This window comes from Christiangramia oceanisediminis (assembly GCF_022570735.2).
GTDB classification, from domain to species: Bacteria; Bacteroidota; Bacteroidia; order Flavobacteriales; family Flavobacteriaceae; genus Christiangramia; species Christiangramia oceanisediminis.
On sequence record NZ_JANCNS010000002.1, the window covers coordinates 912,696 to 934,855 of the forward strand.

16 protein-coding genes are annotated in these 22,160 nt (G+C 35.5%); 8 read left to right on the forward strand and 8 right to left on the reverse strand.

Annotated elements, in window-relative coordinates:
• The first annotated feature begins 544 nt into the window (after positions 1–544).
• From MKO06_RS11625 to MKO06_RS11635, 3 genes are read left to right on the forward strand one after another with little or no spacing between them, the layout of a single operon-like run.
• Positions 545–3,532, forward strand: a complete 2,988-nt coding sequence (locus MKO06_RS11625) for a SusC/RagA family TonB-linked outer membrane protein (protein ID WP_241551319.1) — start codon at positions 545–547, stop codon at positions 3,530–3,532.
• A 10-nt stretch (positions 3,533–3,542) separates the two neighbouring features.
• Positions 3,543–4,949 carry a RagB/SusD family nutrient uptake outer membrane protein gene (locus tag MKO06_RS11630; RefSeq protein WP_256946181.1) on the forward strand — a complete coding sequence of 469 codons (1,407 nt, stop codon included), beginning with the start codon at positions 3,543–3,545 and terminating at the stop codon, positions 4,947–4,949.
• The gene (locus MKO06_RS11635; RefSeq protein WP_241551321.1) at positions 4,936–7,767 is read left to right on the forward strand and encodes a M16 family metallopeptidase; all 2,832 of its coding nucleotides are present in this window, start codon (positions 4,936–4,938) and stop codon (positions 7,765–7,767) included. Before MKO06_RS11630 ends, MKO06_RS11635 begins: the two co-directional genes overlap by 14 nt.
• Positions 7,768–7,833: 66 nt before the next feature.
• On the opposite strand, the gene MKO06_RS11640 is transcribed toward MKO06_RS11635, so the two are convergent.
• The 3 genes from MKO06_RS11640 to MKO06_RS11650 all read right to left on the reverse strand — a co-directional run bounded on the left by MKO06_RS11640 (position 7,834) and on the right by MKO06_RS11650 (position 9,621).
• Positions 7,834–8,121, reverse strand: coding sequence for a DUF6520 family protein (locus MKO06_RS11640; RefSeq protein ID WP_241551322.1), 288 nt, complete (start codon positions 8,119–8,121; stop codon positions 7,834–7,836).
• Positions 8,122–8,259: 138 nt separating this feature from the next.
• On the reverse strand, positions 8,260–9,180 hold the full coding sequence (locus tag MKO06_RS11645) for a helix-turn-helix domain-containing protein (RefSeq protein WP_241551323.1): 921 nt from the start codon (positions 9,178–9,180) through the stop codon (positions 8,260–8,262).
• 18 nt (positions 9,181–9,198) lie between these two features.
• Entirely contained in the window at positions 9,199–9,621 is a 423-nt protein-coding gene (locus MKO06_RS11650) for a DUF7793 family protein (protein ID WP_241551324.1), read from the reverse strand.
• Between the two features lie 174 nt (positions 9,622–9,795).
• On the opposite strand from MKO06_RS11650, the gene MKO06_RS11655 reads away from it, so the two are divergent.
• The 5 genes from MKO06_RS11655 (at position 9,796) to MKO06_RS11675 (ending at position 15,100) form a co-directional block, all read left to right on the forward strand.
• Positions 9,796–12,204, forward strand: a complete 2,409-nt coding sequence (locus MKO06_RS11655; RefSeq protein WP_241551325.1) for a bifunctional aminotransferase class I/II-fold pyridoxal phosphate-dependent enzyme/GNAT family N-acetyltransferase — start codon at positions 9,796–9,798, stop codon at positions 12,202–12,204.
• Positions 12,205–12,305: 101 nt separating this feature from the next.
• Positions 12,306–13,139, forward strand: coding sequence for an RteC domain-containing protein (locus MKO06_RS11660; protein ID WP_241551326.1), 834 nt, complete (start codon positions 12,306–12,308; stop codon positions 13,137–13,139).
• Between the two features lie 283 nt (positions 13,140–13,422).
• Positions 13,423–13,707, forward strand: coding sequence for a helix-turn-helix domain-containing protein (locus MKO06_RS11665; protein ID WP_241551327.1), 285 nt, complete (start codon positions 13,423–13,425; stop codon positions 13,705–13,707).
• A gap of 3 nt (positions 13,708–13,710) precedes the next feature.
• Complete coding sequence (locus tag MKO06_RS11670) at positions 13,711–14,463, forward strand: hypothetical protein (protein WP_241551328.1); 753 nt, start codon at positions 13,711–13,713, stop codon at positions 14,461–14,463.
• Complete coding sequence (locus MKO06_RS11675) at positions 14,447–15,100, forward strand: P-loop NTPase family protein (RefSeq protein WP_241551329.1); 654 nt, start codon at positions 14,447–14,449, stop codon at positions 15,098–15,100. Before MKO06_RS11670 ends, MKO06_RS11675 begins: the two co-directional genes overlap by 17 nt.
• A 9-nt stretch (positions 15,101–15,109) precedes the next feature.
• Here the strand turns inward: MKO06_RS11675 and MKO06_RS11680 are convergent, their stop codons facing one another.
• The 5 genes from MKO06_RS11680 to MKO06_RS11700 are packed head-to-tail and all read right to left on the reverse strand — an operon-like array spanning position 15,110 to position 22,128.
• On the reverse strand, positions 15,110–16,129 hold the full coding sequence (locus MKO06_RS11680) for a PfkB family carbohydrate kinase (RefSeq protein ID WP_241551330.1): 1,020 nt from the start codon (positions 16,127–16,129) through the stop codon (positions 15,110–15,112).
• A gap of 8 nt (positions 16,130–16,137) precedes the next feature.
• Entirely contained in the window at positions 16,138–17,274 is a 1,137-nt protein-coding gene (locus MKO06_RS11685; RefSeq protein WP_241551331.1) for a hypothetical protein, read from the reverse strand.
• Positions 17,259–19,112, reverse strand: coding sequence for an ORC-CDC6 family AAA ATPase (locus MKO06_RS11690; RefSeq protein WP_241551332.1), 1,854 nt, complete (start codon positions 19,110–19,112; stop codon positions 17,259–17,261). Before MKO06_RS11690 ends, MKO06_RS11685 begins: the two co-directional genes overlap by 16 nt.
• 29 nt (positions 19,113–19,141) lie before the next feature.
• On the reverse strand, positions 19,142–20,230 hold the full coding sequence (locus tag MKO06_RS11695; RefSeq protein ID WP_241551333.1) for a phosphoribosyltransferase-like protein: 1,089 nt from the start codon (positions 20,228–20,230) through the stop codon (positions 19,142–19,144).
• Positions 20,227–22,128, reverse strand: a complete 1,902-nt coding sequence (locus MKO06_RS11700; protein ID WP_241551334.1) for a hypothetical protein — start codon at positions 22,126–22,128, stop codon at positions 20,227–20,229. The genes MKO06_RS11695 and MKO06_RS11700 overlap by 4 nt, the downstream gene beginning before the upstream one ends.
• Positions 22,129–22,160 lie beyond the last annotated feature (32 nt).

Sequence of the window (22,160 nt, forward strand, 5' to 3'; positions counted from 1 at the left end):
CACGACCCGGGCGTGAGTTTGCTGCTTATTGTGGTTTTAAGGTATACCAGTACCTCTGATGCAATAAGATGAGCTCTCACGCCTTTTTTGTATTTAGGCTAAACCTGCTCTACTATATTTAAAGCATTTGTTTCTTCACTAAAAAGACGTCGCTAACAATTAACCCTACATTTTAAAAAAGGTCAAAGCGGCCGGCATTCCTTGCGGAGTGTTTTTATTAAGCTTGTTTACGGGAACGAGATAATTCCGCTAATAATCCCGTGGGTTGCTATTATTTGTAAAAGTAATAGCAGTTGGGTGGGCAATAGCCAGTTCTCATATAGAGGTGGCTAGGGTAAGGTAATTTTTTTTTGCTCCATTTTAATAGTTTGTTTAGCCACAAAAAAAAATGCGAATGAAAGCCCCCACTGGGCATTTAAAAAGAAAAAAGTGAACACTCGTTTTTACGGGTAAAAGCAAGAAAGCCTTCCCTTAAGATTGGCGTCTGGCGGGGGAAGGCCTAAGCTTTAATAAAACAAATGTTTCATTTAACTAATGTAAAATTATGAAAAATTTTTACAAGAGGGGCATGCTTATTATCATGTTCCTTCTAGCCATGGCTTTATTAGTCATGTTGGCGATGGGTCAGGCTAAAGCCGCCAGCCTCTCTACTCCTTCCCTATTTTATCAGCAACCAATTACTGGTACAGTTACGGATATTAATGGAAAGTATTTACCTGGAGTTACACTTCTGGTAAAAAATAAGCAGTATGGTACAAACACAGACCTGTTAGGAAATTATAGTATAAATGCCAATGCACAGGATACCCTGGTTGTTACATCTATAGGGTTTAAAGACGTGGAAATAATGATTAATGGTCGATCTACTATTAATATAGTCCTGGAAGAAGATATCTCTTCACTTAAAGAAGTAGAGATCAATGCAGGTTACTACACTACCACCCAGCGGGAGCGTACAGGGAACATTTCCCGAGTTAAAGCGGAGGAAATAGAAAATCAGCCTGTGGTTAGTCCTATACAGGCTTTACAGGGAAGAATGGCCGGGGTAGAAATTGTTTCCGGAGGGGCTAATCCCGGTATGGCCTCTACCATAAAAATAAGGGGCACCAACAGTTTACGCCAAGATGGGAATTACCCGCTTTATATTATAGACGGTGTTCCAATTAGTTCGGTTCCGGTAGAAAGCAACTCTCTATTAAGTACATCAGGAATTGATCCTTTAAATAATCTGAACCCGGCTAACATCGAAAGTATTGAGGTGCTTAAAGATGCTGATGCTACTGCAATTTATGGCTCCCGGGGCTCCAATGGAGTCGTTTTAATTACTACGAAATCCGGCTATAAGTATGGAACAGGACTTGAGGCAAGGATATATACCGGTGTTTCTACAGTACCGGGAAGAATGGATTTATTAAATACCGAAGAGTATTTACAGGTAAGACGAGAAGCATTTCAAAATGATGGAGTTGAACCGGATGTGAACAATGCTTATGATCTCGTATTATGGAATCAGGATCGCTATACCGACTGGCAGGAGTATTTGTTAGGTGGAAAATCCGAAGTCACTAATGCTAATTTGTCATTTACCGGTGGAGATGAAAATACTTCTTTTAGACTAGGAGGATCCTATTTTACACAGGGTACCGTTTACCCCGGAGATTACGATTACAGAAAATGGACTGGTGATATCGCATTAAACCATTTATCAAAAAATAATAAATTTCGATTAAATCTAAAGATAAATTATGGAACAGATCGAAATAACCTGGTTGGCAATGGCAATCTGGATCCATCGATTATTCTATTGCCTCCGAATGCGCCTGCAATTTTCAATGAAGACACTACCCTTAACTGGGAAGAATGGGGAGCCGCAGGACTCACCAACCCCTTTGAAGGCTTCTTTAATACTACAAGTACACACACAAAGAACTTAACTTCAAACGTGCTACTTTCATATGAGATTTTTAATGGGTTTAAACTAAAATCCAGCCTTGGGTATGCTGATTATCAAAGTAACGAATTATGGAAGTTGCCCGCACGATCTTACAACCCTTCAAGCAACCCGGAAAATAATTCTTTTCATCTTAGTACAGGTCGAAGATCCTGGATCATAGAACCACAGCTAACCTATGATAAAAAGTTTGAAAAATTCCATACCGAATTTTTATTAGGAGGAACTTTCCAAACAAATAATTCAACCCTTAGCAGTTTTCAGGGAAGCGCATATGCATCTGAAGCGCTCATAGGTAATTTAAGTTCTGCTGAAAGTATCCTCAATGCCAAAAGCAGCGAAACGGAATATAAATACGCAGCGATCTTTTCCCGTATTGGACTAAACTGGGATAAGAAATATTTCCTGAATTTTACTGCTCGTAGAGATGGTTCTTCCCGCTTTGGACCTAATAATCGATTTGCCAATTTTGGCGCGATTGGGGCAGCCTGGATAATTAGTGAAGAAGAGTTTATTAAAAATAATCTCTCTATTCTCTCCTTTGCAAAGCTTCGCGGAAGCTACGGAAGTACAGGGAATGACCAAATTGGGGATTATGGTTATCTTGATTCATATCAGGCTACCAGAGGTATTAATGGTCTATACCCTACTTCATTAGCGAATCCTGATTATTCGTGGGAAGTAAATCGTAAACTTGAGGCAGCACTACAACTGGGGTTTTTTAATGACCGTGTTAATCTTGGATTAAGCTGGTATCGTAATAGGTCTTCTAACCAATTAGTGGGATATTCTCTGCCGTATATCACTGGCTTTACTTCAGTTCAGGCCAACCTACCTGCAACCGTTGAAAATAAGGGACTGGAGATCGAATTGACAACCCTCAATTTAGATAAAAATAATTTTAGCTGGAGGTCAAATTTAAATGTTACTGTTCCAAAAAATAAATTAATCGACTATCCAGAACTGGAACAATCTTCTTATTCCAACACGTATCGAGAAGGATATCCTTTAAATATTGCTTTATTATATGATTATAACGGTCTTGACCCCGAAACTGCTTTATACACTGTAAAGGATATTAATAATGATGACAAGCTTGATTTTAAAGATCGAGTGATCATCAAGGATCTAAACAGACAATTCTTTGGTGGCATTAGTAATCATCTGAGTTATAGAAATTTCAACCTACAGTTCTTATTTCAATTTATAAAGCAGGAAGGAATCCAGACCAACTTTCAGGCGGGTATTAATAAAAATGTTTTAAGCTCTGTTTTGGATAACGACCGTTATCAAAGATATTCTGCCTCCTTTCTGGGAGGAAAGTCTTATCGCAATGTTCTGGAAAGTTCCTTTCCATACGAAGACGCGTCATTTTTGAGATTGAAAACGCTGTCACTAAGTTATGATTTATCCTCTAAGATACTGGATCGTGTCAATCTCAAAAAAGCCCAACTATTTCTACATGGACAAAATTTATGGACAATTACCCCCTACACCGGCCTCGATCCGGAATCCGCAACTTCAGATTTGTTATTGGGGAACTTAAGATCTATTACAGCTGGCTTACAGCTTAATCTTTAATTCAGATAATATGAGACTATTAAATTATACAAAACAATTACTAATTATTCTTTTAAGCATTTTTACGCTTTCATGCGAAGATATGGTGGAACTGGATCCCCCTTCAAACCAATTAATCCGCGAAGAAGTGTTTAATAATGAAGCAACAGTAAAAAGCGCCATGACCGGAATTTACAATGAGTTATTCCAGCTGGATTTTTCTAATGGGTACAGGAGCAGTATTACAACTCTTGCCGGACTGTCTGCTGATAATATCAGCAATATAAGTACCACTAATCTTTCCCGGATGGAGTTTGAACAAAATGAGATAAGCCCTGATAATCCTGACAACTTAAATATCTGGTCCAGTGCTTATAATATGATCTATATTACCAATTCATTTCTGGAAGGAATAAATAATTCACAAGAGCTTGATCAGGATTTCAAAAAGCAAATGGATGGACAAGCCAGATTTGTAAGGGCCTTTACATACTTCTATCTGGTTAACTTATATGGAGATGTTCCACTTATTCTAAGTACCGATTATCGCGAAAACCAGTTGGCATTCAGAACCCCTAAAGCGGAAATCTACGACCAGATTCTTTCAGACTTGGAACAAGCGGAAGAAGAATTGGCTTTAGACTACGAAAATGGAGAACGAACAAGGGTTAATAAAAATACCATAAGGGCTCTGATGGCACGGTTCTACTTATATACTGAAAACTGGGCTAAGGCCGAAGAATTGAGCGGCCAGTTGATTGCCGAAAATGGAACCTACGAATTGCTGAATGATCTAAACGAAGTTTTTTTAGCGAATAGCAAGGAGGCGATTTGGCAGATTTCACCAATTGGAGGAAATGGTATCTCGACACAGACCAATGAAGGAAACTTTTTCATTATAGATCCAATATTTTCATTCTTTGCAGCAATACGCCTGGAGGAAGATTTTGTAGAGCAATTTGACACCGAAGATCGACGGTTACTCAACTGGATAGGTTACAATGAATCAAAGGATGCTCATTTTATTTTTAAATATAAAATCTGGAATAGCACCGAATATCCAATAAAGGAGTACTCCATGGTTTTGAGACTAGCTGAGCAGTATTTAATTCGTGCCGAGGCGAGAGCTATGCAAAATAATCTTACCGGGGCTATCTCAGATTTAGATATCATTAGGCAAAGAGCCGGCTTGGATTTATTGGCTGATTTAAATCCTACTATCGAACAGACTGAGTTACTTGACGAAATATACCTTCAGCGCAGAAAAGAGCTATTTGCAGAATGGGGACACCGCTGGTTAGATCTAAAACGTAGCGGTCGTTCATCAGAAGTGCTTGACGATGAAAACTCATTATGGGAAGATACTGATTTATTATATCCAATTCCTGAGACCGAACGAATAAAAAACCCAAATCTAACTCAAAATGAAGGTTATTAAAATGATACAACATACGTTAATCATATTATTTATTTTATTCGGTGGTTCTACGGCATTCTCGCAAAAAGCCATTAAGGAAAATCAAGAAAATTTAAAAATTCTAGACTCTACCGTAAGGTACGGAAAGTTAGATAATGGATTTACTTATTACCTAAAACATAATGAAAATCCGCCAGGAAGAATTGAGATGATATTATCGGTAAAAGCTGGATATTTTCAAGAATCTCAAAATCAAATAGAATACGCTCATCTAATAGAGCATATGGGATCTTTTTATACTGGTAAATTTCCAAATCTGACAAACTTTACAGATTCTATAGGAATATATAATCATGCCAGGACTGACTACGAAAAGACACATTATACATTAAGCTTTGCGGCGGGAAATCAGGTTAGATTGAATGCCGCCATGCAAATTCTTCACGAATGGTCAACTAATATGTTATTTAAGCCTGAAGATTTAGCTCTTCAAAGTGGTGCTGTTATAGCGGAAGGAAGACCTAAGGATTTTTATAATCACTGGCTACTTGATACTTTAAGCAATACGACACTCTCTAATACTAATTTTCATTTAATTAAGTATCCGAAAAAAGTTGAAAGCATGAAGCATGTCGACTTAAATGAGATTAGTAAATTCTATAAAGACTGGTATCGTCCTGATTTGCAAGCAGCAATAATTGTTGGAGATGTGAATGTAGATAGTCTGGAAACTATAATACGAAAAAAATTTACCGATCTAAAAGTGGCGAATAATCCCAAAGATCCCGAAATAATCAATAAGAAATTTGATTTACAGCTACCCGGTAAAAATCAATATGTTAGTATTCGTGATTCAATTAATAAAAAAAGAAGAATCATAATATTGAAGAAGAAAATCAATCATGATGATGATATTCTCCGGTCAAAAGAAGATTTGAAAAATATGATTTTGCAACGGCTTAGTATGAATATATTAACAAAATTGCATAGCCCACTTATGAAGCAATATGAACCGCCTTTTATAAGGTATACTAACAAGTTTGGAGCTAACGGCTTGGCAAACCGACAACTTCAGGTAAGCTTATGGGAAATTCCAGTACGAAAGGATGAAAATATTGAGGAGAAAATATTTAACTTTTTTAAAGCCGATCGAATTATAAAGGAACAAATCAATACCTCGCTGTTAAATAAGGAAAAATCCGAACTTCTGAATGAACTAATTATAAAGGCTAATAACTCACAAGATATAGCTTTGAAATTTCAGGATCATTTTATTTATAACAATAAGACCTGGCCATTAGATGAAAAGAAAGATATATTGAAGGATATAGGTGTATCGGAAATTTCAGATTATATAGCTGATCAATGGAATCTTAATATAGATACTGATTTTATATTTTTTAATGTGGATGATGAACAAATACCTGATCATGGACAAATAATGAAATGGTTGAAAAATTCTAGAGATTCCTCTTCACAGCCCGTTTTTAATTTTATACCTATTGATTCGCTACCGAATCAATTTTCTTCGATTAGTCAAAATAAAATTTATAAAGAAAATTATAAGGAGAATATAATAGGATTGACCAAGGTAAAATTGAATAACGGAATTAATTTGGTGTTTAAACCTAGTGCACCGGCATCTCCCCGCTATGACGATGTAGTTTCTATTCTGGGATATAAAAAAATTTCGGTAGCGACTTCAGATGTCAAAAATTATATTGCTACAACCGCGTCTCCAGATATGATCATATCAGGTGAGGCAGGGGGTTATTCGAAATTTCAGTTACAGGATTTTATGATTAATAAGCAAATTCGTCTACGATCTCAAACCACCGAAAATGAATTTAATATTGAAGGGGAATTTAGGGCAGAGGATGTCAAAAATTTCTTTAATCTATTATATCTATATATTACAGATCCAAATGAAAATTCTAAAGCTTTCCAATCCTGGAAATCCGATAAGCAGGAGTTGATGAGTGGCTATAAATATGGTTTAAATGATGTATTATTAAAAGATATCTCTAATGAACTTCAATATTCAAATTTGCCCAAACTCTCTAAAGATGAGCTTCGGGAAATTGATTATTCAACATATTTGAGAGCATATAAGAAAGGTTTTGGAAATCTAAGTGGTTATACTTTTATAATCACAGGAGACTTTGATACCGATAAGTTGCTCCCTCAAATAACTCACTATCTTTCTGAGTTTCCAACATTGACAAATCAATATTCTAAGACAGTAGAAAATTATCAATATAATTACAAACCGTTCGAAGAAACAGTTCACTTCAAAAACCTTAAACAGGCCGTTGTCGAATTATCATTTCCAGTAAGGGTTGCTAAAGATATTAAAACCCAGGTACAACTGGATTTGCTGGTCAAGAAATTAAATCAAATGATATTTGACAGACTACGCATTGATTGTTATACTCCGAGAGCATCTGGAAAATGGATGGATTATAAAAACGGTATATATGCATTCAAAATTAGTTTTGACAGTGAGGTCGGTAATGAACAGAGAATGATTCAATTTGCCTTAGAAGAGTTTCATTCTCTTAAAGAAAATGGGGTTACTATAGAGTGGCTTAACACGGCTATAGATCAGGAACGAAATAAATATGGACAAAATCTGGAAACATTCTGGATGCTTAATTTCTGGCCTGAATATCTAAAAAAATCGCTACAACATAATGAAGACCCAGAAGAGAAAGTCTTAAAATACGAATCGGTAATATCTCATTTTATAAATCTTGAGGAAATGAATAAGGCTGCCATGAAATATCTGTCTGTAGAAACCAGCCAGCAACTTATCATTTTACCAGAAATTGAGTTTTAATTCAATTGGAAAAGAATAGCGCCTTGAATTTTTCAAGGCGCTATTAACTAAGATTAATTATCCTAGTTATGGAGTAATTAATTTGGCATCTGGAGTCGGACTGATTTTCAACGAACTTAAGTCCATTTCATCATATACTCTGAATTCCTGGCCATTCTCTGTAAATTTAACCTTACAGTCATAGGAACCAGTATTACAATCCTGTTCAGATATAGATTGCCAGTTTCCATTTACACGTATATAGTCACTGGCAACAACTTCAGGCTGCTCTTCAATTTCACTTCCTTCGTTAGTAAAGGACATCCCAAATACAACGAGAAGTGCCATTATCGGAATTAAAAATAACTTTTTCATAATATAAAGATTTAAAATATACCTACTCTTTGAAGGATTTTCGGTTTCTCCTACTTTGTGCGCAGAAAGATTTTACAATAGTAAATTTCACTAAATACCTTCAAATAAAATGGTCGTAAAAGCCGTAAAACTATTCTCTTATGAAATTGAGCTTATATTTTTTATTCTATACTCCGAAGGTGTCTGTCCAAACTGGATTTTAAAATTTTTTGAAAAATGGGAGTGATCTTTAAAACCGCACTTCTGGGTAATCATAGAGATAGGCAATTCCGTATTCCGAATTAAAAGTGCTCCTTTTTCGAGCCTTTTCTCCATATGGAAACGATGGATGGTAGTACCATACATTTTCTTAAATCCTTCTTTAAGCTTAGTTTTATTGGTACGATGAATAAGTCCTAATTCTTTAAGGGAAGGCAGATCTGTATGCAAATTTCTGAGCACGTAAAGACGTACTTTTTTCATAAGCATTTTTGTGGCGGCAGTTTCCTTTTTTTCTGGTTTTGATGATTCATTGGTATTTGTTGCATTCTTCGCCGATTCATTTCCATTTGAAAAACGAAAAGCTGTGATCACAGTAGCGCAGATGGATTCACCCACCATCCCCTGAATAATACAGGGAGATCTATACAGGCTTCTATTTTCAGACAGAAAGTCAACAGGAATCAATCGCTGATAAGCTCTATCAGTGCCTAAATCAAGTTCATCTATCAACGCTTTTTTCGAGTTTTTTGAAAGAATTTCAGAAACCGGCCTGTCGTACATATCCTGATTCCATTTCAAAATGTCAGGAGTATTGGAAGAATAGGCTGTTATATGAAATTTTTTATCTAGGAATATCGAAAAATGTATTTCCGGTTGCTCTTCTTGTTTTTGTGCTACGAAACAAAAATTATATATCTCCTCCGACATCATATTCAATAAAACAGTAACTGTATCAATTGGATCTCTACGCCCTGATGGTTCCTGACGAAACATGAAATTCCCGCAGGCAATTTCAATTATTTGCTGGTACAAGGCATTGAACCTCATTTTCTCATCATTGTTAATTGGTTTTTTCATAACTCAGTATAAACTTTACTATTTATATTCCTGCAGGAACGACAGTGCCTTCTGCTTATCTGTAAATACCCGGGTAGGATAATCAGGATTGCTTGTTTTTATATAAAGTTGAGTGATGGCCATGGCATGCTCGTCTTCTACCAGTAATGCAAGTGCCGTAGTCATATAGGACCCTTCAATCGCAAGATAATCCCTCGCCTCTTTATGAGCATTAGTAACGGCTCTTAGATCACAAAAAATGGGATACGAATTTTCATTCTGTAACTGTAAGCGTTGGCTTACGATCTGTTTGGCCATACTCCTATTGATCTCATAAATCTCTTTATAGACAAAGAACAGGATTCCTTCACTAATCCACATTTTTGCATAACTACCATCCACCACCATTCCGCTAAAGTTTTGGATATCACTAATATATACAATAATATAATTTAAAAGCATATCAGAACACCTTAAATGGGTTTATATGCTATTTGTCAAAGTTATTTCCATAGCATTTACCAGCATTTGAATGAAAAGACGTATAACTGTTCTGAAAAGACTTTTAGTAATAACGGTTAGATTTATAAATAATATTTGTCATAGCTTGAAATATAATTTTTATAATAAAAAATCATGGCAAAGATCAAGCACAACAATTTTCTGGATACCGTAGATGAAGTAATCACCAATGCAACTAAAGCTGGAGTCCTACACTTACATGCGGAGGGATCAGGATTAAATGGACGTAAGATAACAGTTAATGGAATAGAATCCTTCCATTTTGGAACCACTGGTTATCTTGGTCTCGAACAAGATCAGCGGCTTAAGAACGCCGCCATAGAGGCTATACAAAAATACGGCACCCAGTTTCCTCTTTCCAAGACTTATATCTCGCATCCCTTATATGCGAAATTAGAGCAAAAAATAGAATCTATCTACAACAACCCGATCCTTATAACTAAAAACAGTACACTAGGTCATATAGCCGTTATACCAACTGCGGTAAGGGACGATGATGCGGTAATCTTAGACCACCAGGTACACTGGAGCGTTCAAAATGCCGCTCAATTGCTTAAAATAAGAGGCATCCCTGTAAGCTTGATTCGCCATAATTCGCTGGATATGCTGGAAGATCGTATCAAGAAAATATCCGGAAAGGTTAAAAAAATATGGTATATGGCTGATGGGGTGTATTCCATGTATGGAGACTATGCTCCCGTAGAAGATCTTATAGCACTTAGTCATAAATATCCTCAACTGCATTTATATTTTGACGATGTGCACGGAATGAGCTGGAAAGGACATAACGGTAGTGGTTATATAATGGAAGTCCTGAAAGAATTACCTGAAAACATCCTGTTATTTGGAACCTTGAGCAAAACCTTTGGAGCCTCTGGTGCCGTTTTAGTTTGCCCCGATAAAACCCTATTTCGAAAAATCAAAAACTTCGGGGGTCCCCTCACCTTCTCTGCTCAATTAGAACCCAGTGCAGTTGCTGCTGCAAACGCTTCAGCCGATATCCACCTTTCCACCGAGATTTATACATTACAAAATGCATTGCAACTACGAATTAATTATTTTAATGAACTGCTTGCACAAACCAACCTGCCTTTAATATCCAAAAACGACTCCCCGGTTTTTTATATAGGTACCGGCTTACCCGCCACCGGATATAATTTTGTCAAGCGAATGCTGGATGAAGGATTTTTTGTAAACCTGGGATTATTCCCAGCGGTTCCGGTGAAAAATACAGGGGTAAGAATTACCATTTCCTGTCACAATGAATTAGAAGATATTAAAGCTCTTGTGGATGCCTTGGAGTATCATTATGAAAAAGCACTAAAGGCCACAAATAATACTCTGGAGAGGGTTGGAAAAGCTTTTAATATTCCTGTCAATCAAAAGATTACTAAAAGAGAATTAGATTTCGATTTATCAGTGATTTGTGCAGATAGTATTGAAGACATCGATCCAGAATTATGGAATAAATTACTCGGAAATCACAATATGCTCAATGTGGAAGGCCTGCAATTTTTGGAAAAATGCTTTTCAAATAATGACCGGAAAGAGCATAACTGGACGTTCCACTATTTTATAATTTCAGATCACAAGGGGTATCCAATTTTAGCCACATTTTTAACCAGTGGTTTATGGAAGAATGATATGCTTGCACCTGATTCGGTGTCTAAAGCCATTGAGAAAGACAGGCAAGCAGATCCTTATGCGATGACCACCAAGGTTCTTTCCATGGGATGTCTCTTCACTGAAGGAACTCATTTGTATGTAGACCGTAAGCATTCAAAATCTGACGAAGCTCTAAAAGAACTGTTATATAGAATCGAAGAGCTGGGAGAAAAACTAGGTGTCGGAATGTCTGTACTGCGCGATTTTAAAAAGTCAACTCCATTGGCTGAACTGTTTCAAAAGGAGGGTTATATTCCCATCGCTATGCCTGACTCCTGCGTGATTAAGGATTTGAATTGGAACAGCGAAGAAGAATTTATCGAAACCTTAAGTTCCAGGTCCCGAAAACATTTTAGAAAAGAGGTTCAGCCATTTGAAGAAAAATTCAAGATTGCAATTATAGACTTTCCTACTTCAGAAAGGATTGAGAAGTATCATGAACTCTATAAAAATGTGAAAGCAAAGAATTTTGGGTTAAATACCTTTACTTATCCAAAGAAAGTATTTCAGAATATGGCATCCCATCCGGCCTGGGAGTTTATCGAATTAAAGCTTAAGCCGGAAAACCAAATTGTAGGGGTTATGTTTTGTTATAAAAATCCGCATGGGATTTATATTCCCATTTTAATCGGGATGGATTATGACTATTCCAGGGAATTTCAGGTCTATCGCCAGTTGTTATACCAGACCATTAAAAGGGCTAAGAACTTAAACTATCAAAAAATAGATCTAGGATTTAGCGCTTCCTTTGAAAAACGAAAATTCGGAGCAAAAATAATTGAAAAACAAGCTTTTATTCAGGCTTCAGATAATTTTCAGTTGGAACAATTGGATATGATGAGAAATGAATTTTCATAAGTGATATAATAATTGCCCCCCTACTTAGTCTTTGTAAAAAACCAAGCAATTTGAAGATCCCGTTACCACACTATTTTTTAATAATTCAAGGTAAGAATAAGATGTTTGACGATGTAATACATGAATTTCACAACGAACTTAACGCTACCGTTGTTCCTATACCAATTCCCCTTAAAAAAGCGGATAAAGGAATTGATATAGCTAACGGGACCTTATCTAAATTAAAGGAAATAGTAGAAAAAGAAGATTTTGAAAGTACCCCTGATGAAATAACATTTTTTAAAAAAATAAAACCCTGCCCGATGAGTTACCTGATCTACTTTTCGGAGGTTAGGTCATGTGAGGTACGTAAACCAAAAGCAGGGAAAAATTTCCAGTATACCTTCTTTGAAAAAGAGCTGCAGAAAATCAACAAATTTTTCTACAAGAACAATGATTTTGTACAGTATATGGAACAGGGGCATGAGTACCTGGATCATCAGCTCTTTACTAGACACCACCGGAAGAACTTTCCGTTCACTCCCATGATCAATTATTATCAGTATCCCGAGTTCTCCAGTTCACACGATATGTTATGGGCAAAAATACAGGCGATGTACCGGCTCATTCATTATGTCCGCGAAGCCATGGAATCTATCAAACCTGGAAAACAAGATGCTTCCCTTGACAAGAAGCATAAAATTATGTTGTGGTCTGGCTCGAAAACAGCTCTAGTGGAACTTATCTATGCCGTCTATGCAAATGGGGATCTTAATCACGGAGCAGTAGATATTAGTACAGTTACTTCTTCCTTTGAAGACTTCTTTAATATCAAGCTGGAAAATATTTATAAAACCTACTCTGAAATCAAGTCCCGAAAAGGTCCTAGGGCAAAATATTTGCAAAATCTTATCATTCGCCTGGAAGCTAAGATGAACCAGGATGATGAAAACTGAACTTTTCGTAGTCACTCGTAACTACGAAAAGCAGCACTCCCACTTTCCATTCCATTTTTTCTGACATCGAAACACCTGTTGAATTCCTTTTCACCACTATAACCCTCCAAATTCCATTAATTATTATTAAACGTTAAATTTTCTCGTAACTACGAAACATATAGGGAAAAATAACCATCAAACAGTACCAATTTAGTAGAACGAAAGTCAAACCCAGATAGGGGCTATCAATTTAAAAGCTTTAACCATTTGATAGTCCCTTTCTATTAAAAAATGTTCTATTATGCCAACAAGTATTATTACCACAGACGACCTTCGGGAATTCAAAATGGAATTGCTCGAAGAACTAAGAAGTATTCTTTCCAAACAATCTTCCGGGACACTTAAACGCTATTTAAAATCTTCCGAAGTTATGGATCTATTAAAAATTAGTCCTGGCACTTTGCAAAATTTTCGGATTAATGGTACGCTGCCTTATACCAAGGTAGGCGGGATTATTTACTATGATATCCAGGAGATCCACCGGGTGATGGATGAAAATAGGGTACGAACCAATTTTGATTTATAAAAGATGAATTATATAAAGCTACTTAACGCGGCTTTTTCAACATTCTTTTTTGATGACCGCCTGAACCCGACACATATCAGCCTATATATGGCTTTATTCCAGGAATGGAACAGCAGCCGTTTTGCCGATAGATTTTTTGTAAACCGCAGAGAACTAATGCGTGTGGCCAAGATAGGCTCAAAATCTACCTATCATCGCTGTATCACCGATCTGGATTCATGGGATTATCTCTCTTATTTTCCTTCCAATAATCCTTATAAAGGAAGTGAAATTAAGATGTCCATTTTCGGGACAACTGATGAACCGGTTGCGGGAGACTACGATCCCATATTGGAACAGGTTGCGGAACAGTACTATCCCATACGGGAACCAGTGATGTACCAGCACCATCCTATGAATGGACAGGTTGTAGACCCGCAGCGTCCCGTCAGTGGACAAGCATTGGTACCTTATATAAACAATACTAAACAAATAAACATTAATAAAAAGCCAAAGGGCAGGCAGGCCGTTTTAATTTTTTTTGAAGTTAAAGGTTTTCCTGCTGATGAAGGAAAAAAATTCTTCGAACATTACCAGGCTAATGACTGGAAAACAAGTGACGGAAACCAGGTACGGGACTGGCGGGCCTTAGCAATCCACTGGATGGAAAAAACCGAATTATTCAACGAGAAACAAAAGGAAACCAAAAAGAAAGCGTCCCATATTCGGGACAACCTGCGAACCACTAAACTCAAAGATTATGGACAACCCCTCTAAAATTGCCGAAGGAGGCATGGAATATTCTTTAGGGAAATTTGATGGAAAATCTGTGCAATATGATTTTCCTAAAATCCTGGTGTATCTAAATGCCAAAGGAAAACTCCTCTTTGGAGAAAAATTTAAAATCTACAAAAAGGATAAAGAAATTTTACTAAAGCTTTGCTCCTACTTTATTAAGGACAAAGAGAATTGCAGAAAATTTGGTATTGATGTAAATAAAGGAATCTTGCTTTCCGGACCCGTGGGATGTGGCAAAACGAGCCTTATGAAACTCTTACATTTCTTAGTGCCTCACCAGCGAAAATATGTAGTCATGCCCTGCCGTAATATAGTTTTTGCTTTTAATCATCTGGGTTACAAAACCATAGAAGACTATGGAGAAAGTAGTTTTTTCTGTTTTGATGATATGGGGGTAGAACCCATAGGACGCCACTACGGAAAGGATTGTAATGTAATCGGGGAAATCCTGCTCTCACGTTATGACCTTTTTCTTGAGACCAACCTAAAAACCCACGCCACTACCAATCTTAACGCCGAAGAACTGGAAGACCGCTACGGCAACCGGGTACGTAGCCGGATGAGGGAATTGTTTAATTTGATTGCTTTTGATACGCGGGCTGGGGATAAGAGGTAGTAAAAATATCTAAACAAGTTCTTTTAAAAATTCTTGATTGGTATTTGATTTTTCTTTAGCAATCCCGCTCTTCGTATAGTCAAGGAACAATTCAGATTCTTTACCTAGTATATTCGTCAACTTATCTAATTCTTTCTCATCTATATAACCCATTAATCCTCTAGCTCCGACGTAGAGACAATTAATCGCACCTAACTTTTGTCCATAATTCAGGCAACTAGATATTTCATCGTGATTGAATTTATCAATAGACTTTTCAATTTCCGATAATTTTTTAATGATTCCTGCAGAACACCAATCTCCTGCACCAGCTGAGTCTATCAATCCATCTATATTGATTGGTTCAGAATGAATCCATTTACCGTTTTTAAATCTGTAATCTAGTCCCTCTTCGCCAAGAGTTATTATTTCTAAAGTAACATTGGCTTTTTGAAATTTAACTTTATAATCCGAAATTCTTTCATTTGAAACTTTGATAATATCAGATATAGCTAATGCTTCTGCAAACATTTTTTCATTACCGATTGAAGATGGTTCAAAGAAAATAGTAGCACCATTCTTTTTATTGATTTTGGCTAACTCAATAGATGATCGATTAAGTCTATCGAAATAATAAAAATCTGCTAATGGTAATCTCGGTTCTAAATCACTTACGCTCTTATTTAGCACTGGTTTAAAATTGGGAAACCATTTTCCTGTCTTTGGGCTTCTGAATTCAAATCGATGCTTAGGATTTCCATTTCTATCCGTTAGGATCCTATGAATAATAATTGGCGCACTTCCATCCTCTTTTTTGGATATTAATGAAGTGTTTACATTATTTTTGGCGAGATCCTCCAAAATAAGCTGAGTTGCCTCACTTCCGTCCAATCTTGCTATTGGATAACTATTCCAGCCTAAAAAGGATAAGATAGTCAGCACATTTCCGCAGGAACCCCCAGCTGTAATAAGAGGTTCTGTCTTTTTATTATCATTTAAAATTATATCAAGTGCCACTAAACCAGTGCCAACACATACATTGTTATTCATCTAAAAATTTAATTTTGGTATGGAATTCCCGTTAGCCAATTTACGAAAAGTTCACTTTTTTTTACTGTATTATTTAATTCATTTTCGTATTCAATTTTGTAATCCATAGAATTTACATTTAGGATACCAATGCTCAGCTTCTTCTTTTTATTCTTGTATTCGTAAGCTGCTAAAATTGCTCCTATAGATAAAAGTTTGCTGGAAAAACTCGATATAATAGCCTTGCAACCACCTAGCTCACTCAATGTCTTGTTGTAATTATCAGCCGCTTTAATTATTTTCTTGTAAGCCTCAAAAGGATTTTGTTCCGGTACGTACATAATATTTTGAGACTCGATTTGTAACTCATTAAAGAATAAATCATGATTCTCAATATAAATATTATCAGACCGTCTTAAGTCTTTGGATGGGAATGGCAACAAAGGGCATATTTCTGCTGGCTCAATGAACTGATTGGCACTTCTAAACTGGTTTGTTTTTCCCTCTCCCGTAAGAGGAAACCAAATTTTAGGGATGCTTTTTGAAACAACTTCTATTTGGCCGCCAAATCCGTGTTGGTACTCTAAATCATTATTTATTCCTACCTCTGTTATCATCGAATCAATTTCGGCATTTTCAGTAGTGGCAATGAAAAAATTTATATTACTACCACCTTTTATATTATCTATTAAACTTAAAATTTTACCAGTAGTTGAAAAATATATGCTCCTGGGCAGGGAACTTATATCTAGAAAAATATCTGTGTAACCAGATATTAGTTGTTTTGTAAAAAACTTAGCAGCCTCTATTTCCCTTTTTTTACCTATATCCTTTAGCTGAATTTCGGTTATGTTTACATTTTTTAGTGATTTGATCTCTGCTAAATTTGAATCTGTTAATGCTTTATACTTCTTGGAATGCTTATTTTTTTCTTGTCTAAATTTTAAAAGAATCACTTCGATTTCTAGAGGGTTTACTTCGTTATTTAACTCCTTAATACCGAAATTCATTCTGGGATCAAAACCTAATCCTAAAATAAATAGTATCTTTCTATTGTTTCCATTTTCTAAAAAATGCTTCTTAAAAAAAGTATTACACTGATCGTTTTTGAAGAAGATATAAGGATCCCAACGAAGGTTTGAAGATTCTACTACTTTTTTATCCATCTTAATAATTCATTGGGTTTTATTTTATTCCAACCTCCGAGCTGAAGAGGTAAATTGTACATAACACAAAGCCATCTATTTAGATAATAAACATCCCATTGCTGGCCCTTTTTTCCCTGTATAACATTTTGAACTTCAAAAAGATTATATGCCAAGCAAGTTTTCATAACTTCTCTCAAAGGGTCATAGAATTCACTATCTTCCCAATCTTCATCTTTTATGAGTTGAAGGGTCGACTTTTGATGAATAGCAAATCCTGTTATGCCTGGGGCATACGATGCGGTATCAGAAAAGGTTTTTGACTGTAGAAACGTACCTAAATTATTTATAAATCTTTTTACCTCTAGCGAGTTAGGTAAAAGTATATCCAATTCATCCCATTTTTGAGCTATAACCTTTTTGATGATTTTTTCTTGACGCTCAGCTGTTAAGGACGGGTTTTTTCCAGCTATTGAATTGGATAAAATCCCCTCGAATATTTCAGACGCAAATGATAAAAATTGTTCAATGTTATTACTTGAAATTTTCGAAAGATTCGAAAAACCGTAATAGTAAGGTATCTTATCATACCTGTTTAAAAACAATTTACCTGCACTAATCAATTCATTGTTGCCTTCCAAAAGTTGTTCTTTAGAGAGTGAAAAGTTAAAATCAAGTTGATTCTTGTTTTCGTCTCTATGGATCAATAATATGGCCTTTCTGATTAGGTATGCTCTTTCTGGTGTAATTTCTTCACCAATTTCATTAACGAGGTAGTCTACCCATTCACTAAATTTTGAATTGAAAGACGAAACCTTAGAGAGTTCTGCAATCGATTTATTAATCGCTGTACTTAATTTGCTTTGGTAAGTACTCGTCTCTATAAAATCACTCAAATATTCTCTAAATGACGTTATACCTTCTGTAGAATAACTTGCCCTACCAAGGGATATCTGTAAAAGCGCTTTGTTAAATTTGGCTGTATTGCTGCTCCAAAAACTCTCAAGGTTAATTTCATTATAATCCCTGTTTAAAAAGGAACTGAAATCTTCAATTTTTACTAATCTTTCGGAAATCCATACGCTACAATACTGCCGCTGTTCTGTTATATATTCGAAAAGAGATTTTCGCTGATTTTTAGATAATTTGTGCGCATCGTCAATCATAAAAATTACCTTCTCCGCAACTTGCTCTCCATTGAACTTGATGTGTTCCGGATTCAAGGAATAGATTGAAAATAACTCATCGTGACCCTCTATGGAATCATAATCAACTGTCAAAAAGCTATCTAAGACCTCATATATTTCAACCTCAAGATTTGATGCCCAATTAAAAAGATCCTTCCCTGTGCAGGGCAGATTAATTTTTTTAAAGTAATTATGGTTGTCCTTATAATCAAAAGTAATTTGGTCCAAATCGTCAGGAAAATTTAGATTTTTTAGTTCGGTTACTCTTTTTAGGGTAGCCAAAATTAATCTTGAATTCAAAAGTGCATAGAACAATCTTTTCTTGTGATGTGGGTTGATATCAATCTCTTCTAGCAATTCATAATTTCTTGTGCATTTAATCAATATACCGAGGGCTAAAACCTTTTTGTTATCAATTACTCCAAGCATTTTCAATTTAGAATGCGTTTCTTTGTAATCTGAATTGCCCTTGTGATTATGAACTAGAGACAATAAACCAGGCTCAAATATTCTCAACAATGATGTTTTCCCAGCACCTGCTGAACTTCTTATAAATAGTACGTTTCCCCATAGATTCTGTTCCTTTTGCTGCTCAATAAGTACATTTAATACTTCTGGGCTGAATAGGCGTAGGAAATTAACATCTGATTCTATTTTTTCAGATGCTCTCATTTTGAAAGGATTTCTTAATTTATTGCTCATTAGAAATGCCTTGTTATCCTAGGAAATAAACCTCTATATTCTTTATCGTCAGGAAACCACAAAATAGGTATTGAATTATTGGGTGTATTATGGTTTAAAACTAACGGCAAAGAACATTCATTAAAGCCTAAATATGGCTTATCCCACTTGCCCTTTTTGTAATGTACATCTATGATGCTATCGTCAAAATAATCTTTCATTATTTTATTGAATGCCTTATCCTCTTCGATTCCCTTTTTAATCGAATTGGGAATTATTTGTATAACACTTATGTTGATGGTTATTGAACTTTTATTTTTTTCTTTCCATTCAGCAATAGACTTCTCCAAATATTCTTTAGCTTCTTCCGTAGCAATGTAAAACAGTACATTTATCTCTAAGGAATCAATACTGATCAATTCTTGTAAAGAATTATCCTTGTAGTTTTCCGGATGCAATAAAAAGTCAATAAACTTAAAAATCTTGCCTTTGTATTTATCAGCTTCCAATCTAAAATAACTTTTACCGCTAGCTGTAAAATCATCTATGAGAAATATGGAACTAAATTTCTCGTGACCATCTTTCTTTAATTCCTTTTGAAGGTCAGCAGATTTTTCTTCTGAAATATAGTAAGTGGAAAAAACCTGTTCGTTATTCAGCCCACTCATTCTTCTGAAATAATCGATTCTGGAACCGTCACTAAGACCAATAAATAGTGTTTTCCTCTTATTGCTCTTATATTCATCGCTATGATAAATTTCATTTATTTTGAAATGGTCGACATTTAATTCATTACCGGTTTTTGTGAACAAAAATGGTTGTACCGCATCTGAAAAAGCTAAAGACACAAGTTGCTGAATTTGGTTCTCAGATATAAATTCAAGTTGTGTCTTAACGAAATTATAGGCGACCTTTCTTTCCTCTATAGTTTTGAATTGTCGTAACCAGCTGGTAAGACTCCCTAAAAAAAGCATTCCAGGTGAGAACTGCCTGTATTCATCATACTTAAAATTAGATATTGCTTGTAGCATAGGTCTTTCAACCTGAACTTCATCTACATCCCATTGCATTATTTTAAGCAACAATTTTTCTGCTAATCTCTGTCTCATTTATTGATTTCGAATTTCATATGATTTTCGTAGAAACGAATTTTACTAAGATATTCTTCAGTTGCCTCTACATTACTTAATCCCAAACTGGCTAAATTCCAACAGGTGTCTTTCTCTAAAGAAACCTCGTCAACGCTAAGTGATAAACTTGCCCCAAGTAACTTATAATCATTGCCTGGCCACATCCCTTTATCCCCTATACATAAATAACTACCTTTTAATCCTAGTGTTTTTTCTTGCTGTTTACAGAAATTGACTATTGAAAGCTTTGATGTGTTTTTTGGAATTATATCAATTGAGTGGTCAGACTCTAATATTTGTACATTGAGGTCTGCGTGGCTTAATATTGTTCCTTTTATATAGGACTTCAGTTTTCCGGCATTATTCTTACTTTCAATCTCAATGGTAATTTGACCTGGACGCAGTTCTATAGAGACTTCATACCCCTTTAATTTGGATTTTAAAATTTCGTAAGATTTTAAAATAGACTCTTCGGCCTCTAGCTTCAGGTTTGGAAGTTCATTTTGACCCAAATTACCTGTTTCAAAACCGTTATAATATGAGATAAAGACATTGTCATAAAACTTTTCAGGGATAAAAGTTTGTAGATTTTCTCTAGCAGATTTACCTCTGCCTGTTGAGATACCAATTAAAAATCCTTTTTCCAGAATTTCAATTAGTCTACTCTTAATTATATCATCTACACCTTCATATCGTTTCAAGCTACTACATAATGTACCATCAAAGTCAAATATTATCGTAGTAAGTTTTTCACTCTTAATCTTTTTAATAAAATTCTCATAGCTTTTGTTCCAGGCTTTCAGTAATTTAGGGTTGTCAATATCAAGAACACCTATTTTTCTATAAATTGAATTGTAAGCCCTAGTAGATACAGAGGATTTTTTTTTGAATATAGAGTAGTAACTGAGATTATATAACTTTCTGCCAAATTCAGGGACACCTGGTCTGCCAGGATCGATATTTGCGTTCTTGCCTAGTACCTCGACTAGCCGAAACGATTGCAACAATTGGTCTATGCTTGACATAGGAAACTGACATTTACTATCAATAATTATAGAAGGTATCGCCTTTGGTAGAACCTTAATAGTTTTTTCCGCAAGTGACCTGTCAATATTATTAGTGAGCAAAACTATTGCGGAATTCTTTGGTCTTTTGTCAAACCAATTATGTCTTCCATGTCCAAAATTTCGATAGTCAGCGGTAGTCAAATCGCAAAGTGAAGCCTCAATGCATTTTGATTCAATATCCATTGCCACACATTTACTCGAACCACTGTATAGCACAAACAAAGTGTAACTCGCATCAATTTTACCCGAAAACTCTTTTATGGTTTTCGAAATATCCCTGACATTTTCTTTGAGAGCATTTAAACCCTTTAACTCACCGAAAACCCTAGTGAATATAGCAAAATATGCTAATAGGGAATTGGTAGCCAAAAATCCGTCTCTTCCTGTTGGGATTTCATACTCATAAATTTTAGCTTTGGAGTATAAATCGGATAACTTTCTTAAAGGAGAACCTTTCGCCATACAAATTGTATGCAATGCCTTAGGATTTTCTTTGATAATGCTCTTATAAGCAAAAAGGATATCTTTATTTTTTCCACTTGAGCTGACCAAGAAAAAACTTGAGTTGCTAAAGTTCTTTTTAGAATACATTACTTCCAAAGGTGTAACAGACTTGGCTACGACACCATTTTGCTCAAATAAGAATTCAAGAAGATAACAAGCACTTAAAGAACCACCAGAACCTATAATATAGACGGTGGTATTTCGACAACTTTCTATTGATTTTTTTAGTGCATCAAGATTAAGCTCTGAAACCCAATTTAATGAGTCATAATTTAGTTTAAGTTCTTCAGTAAATGGTTTACCCATCTTTAAATGACAGTATTAAAATTTGCGAATTG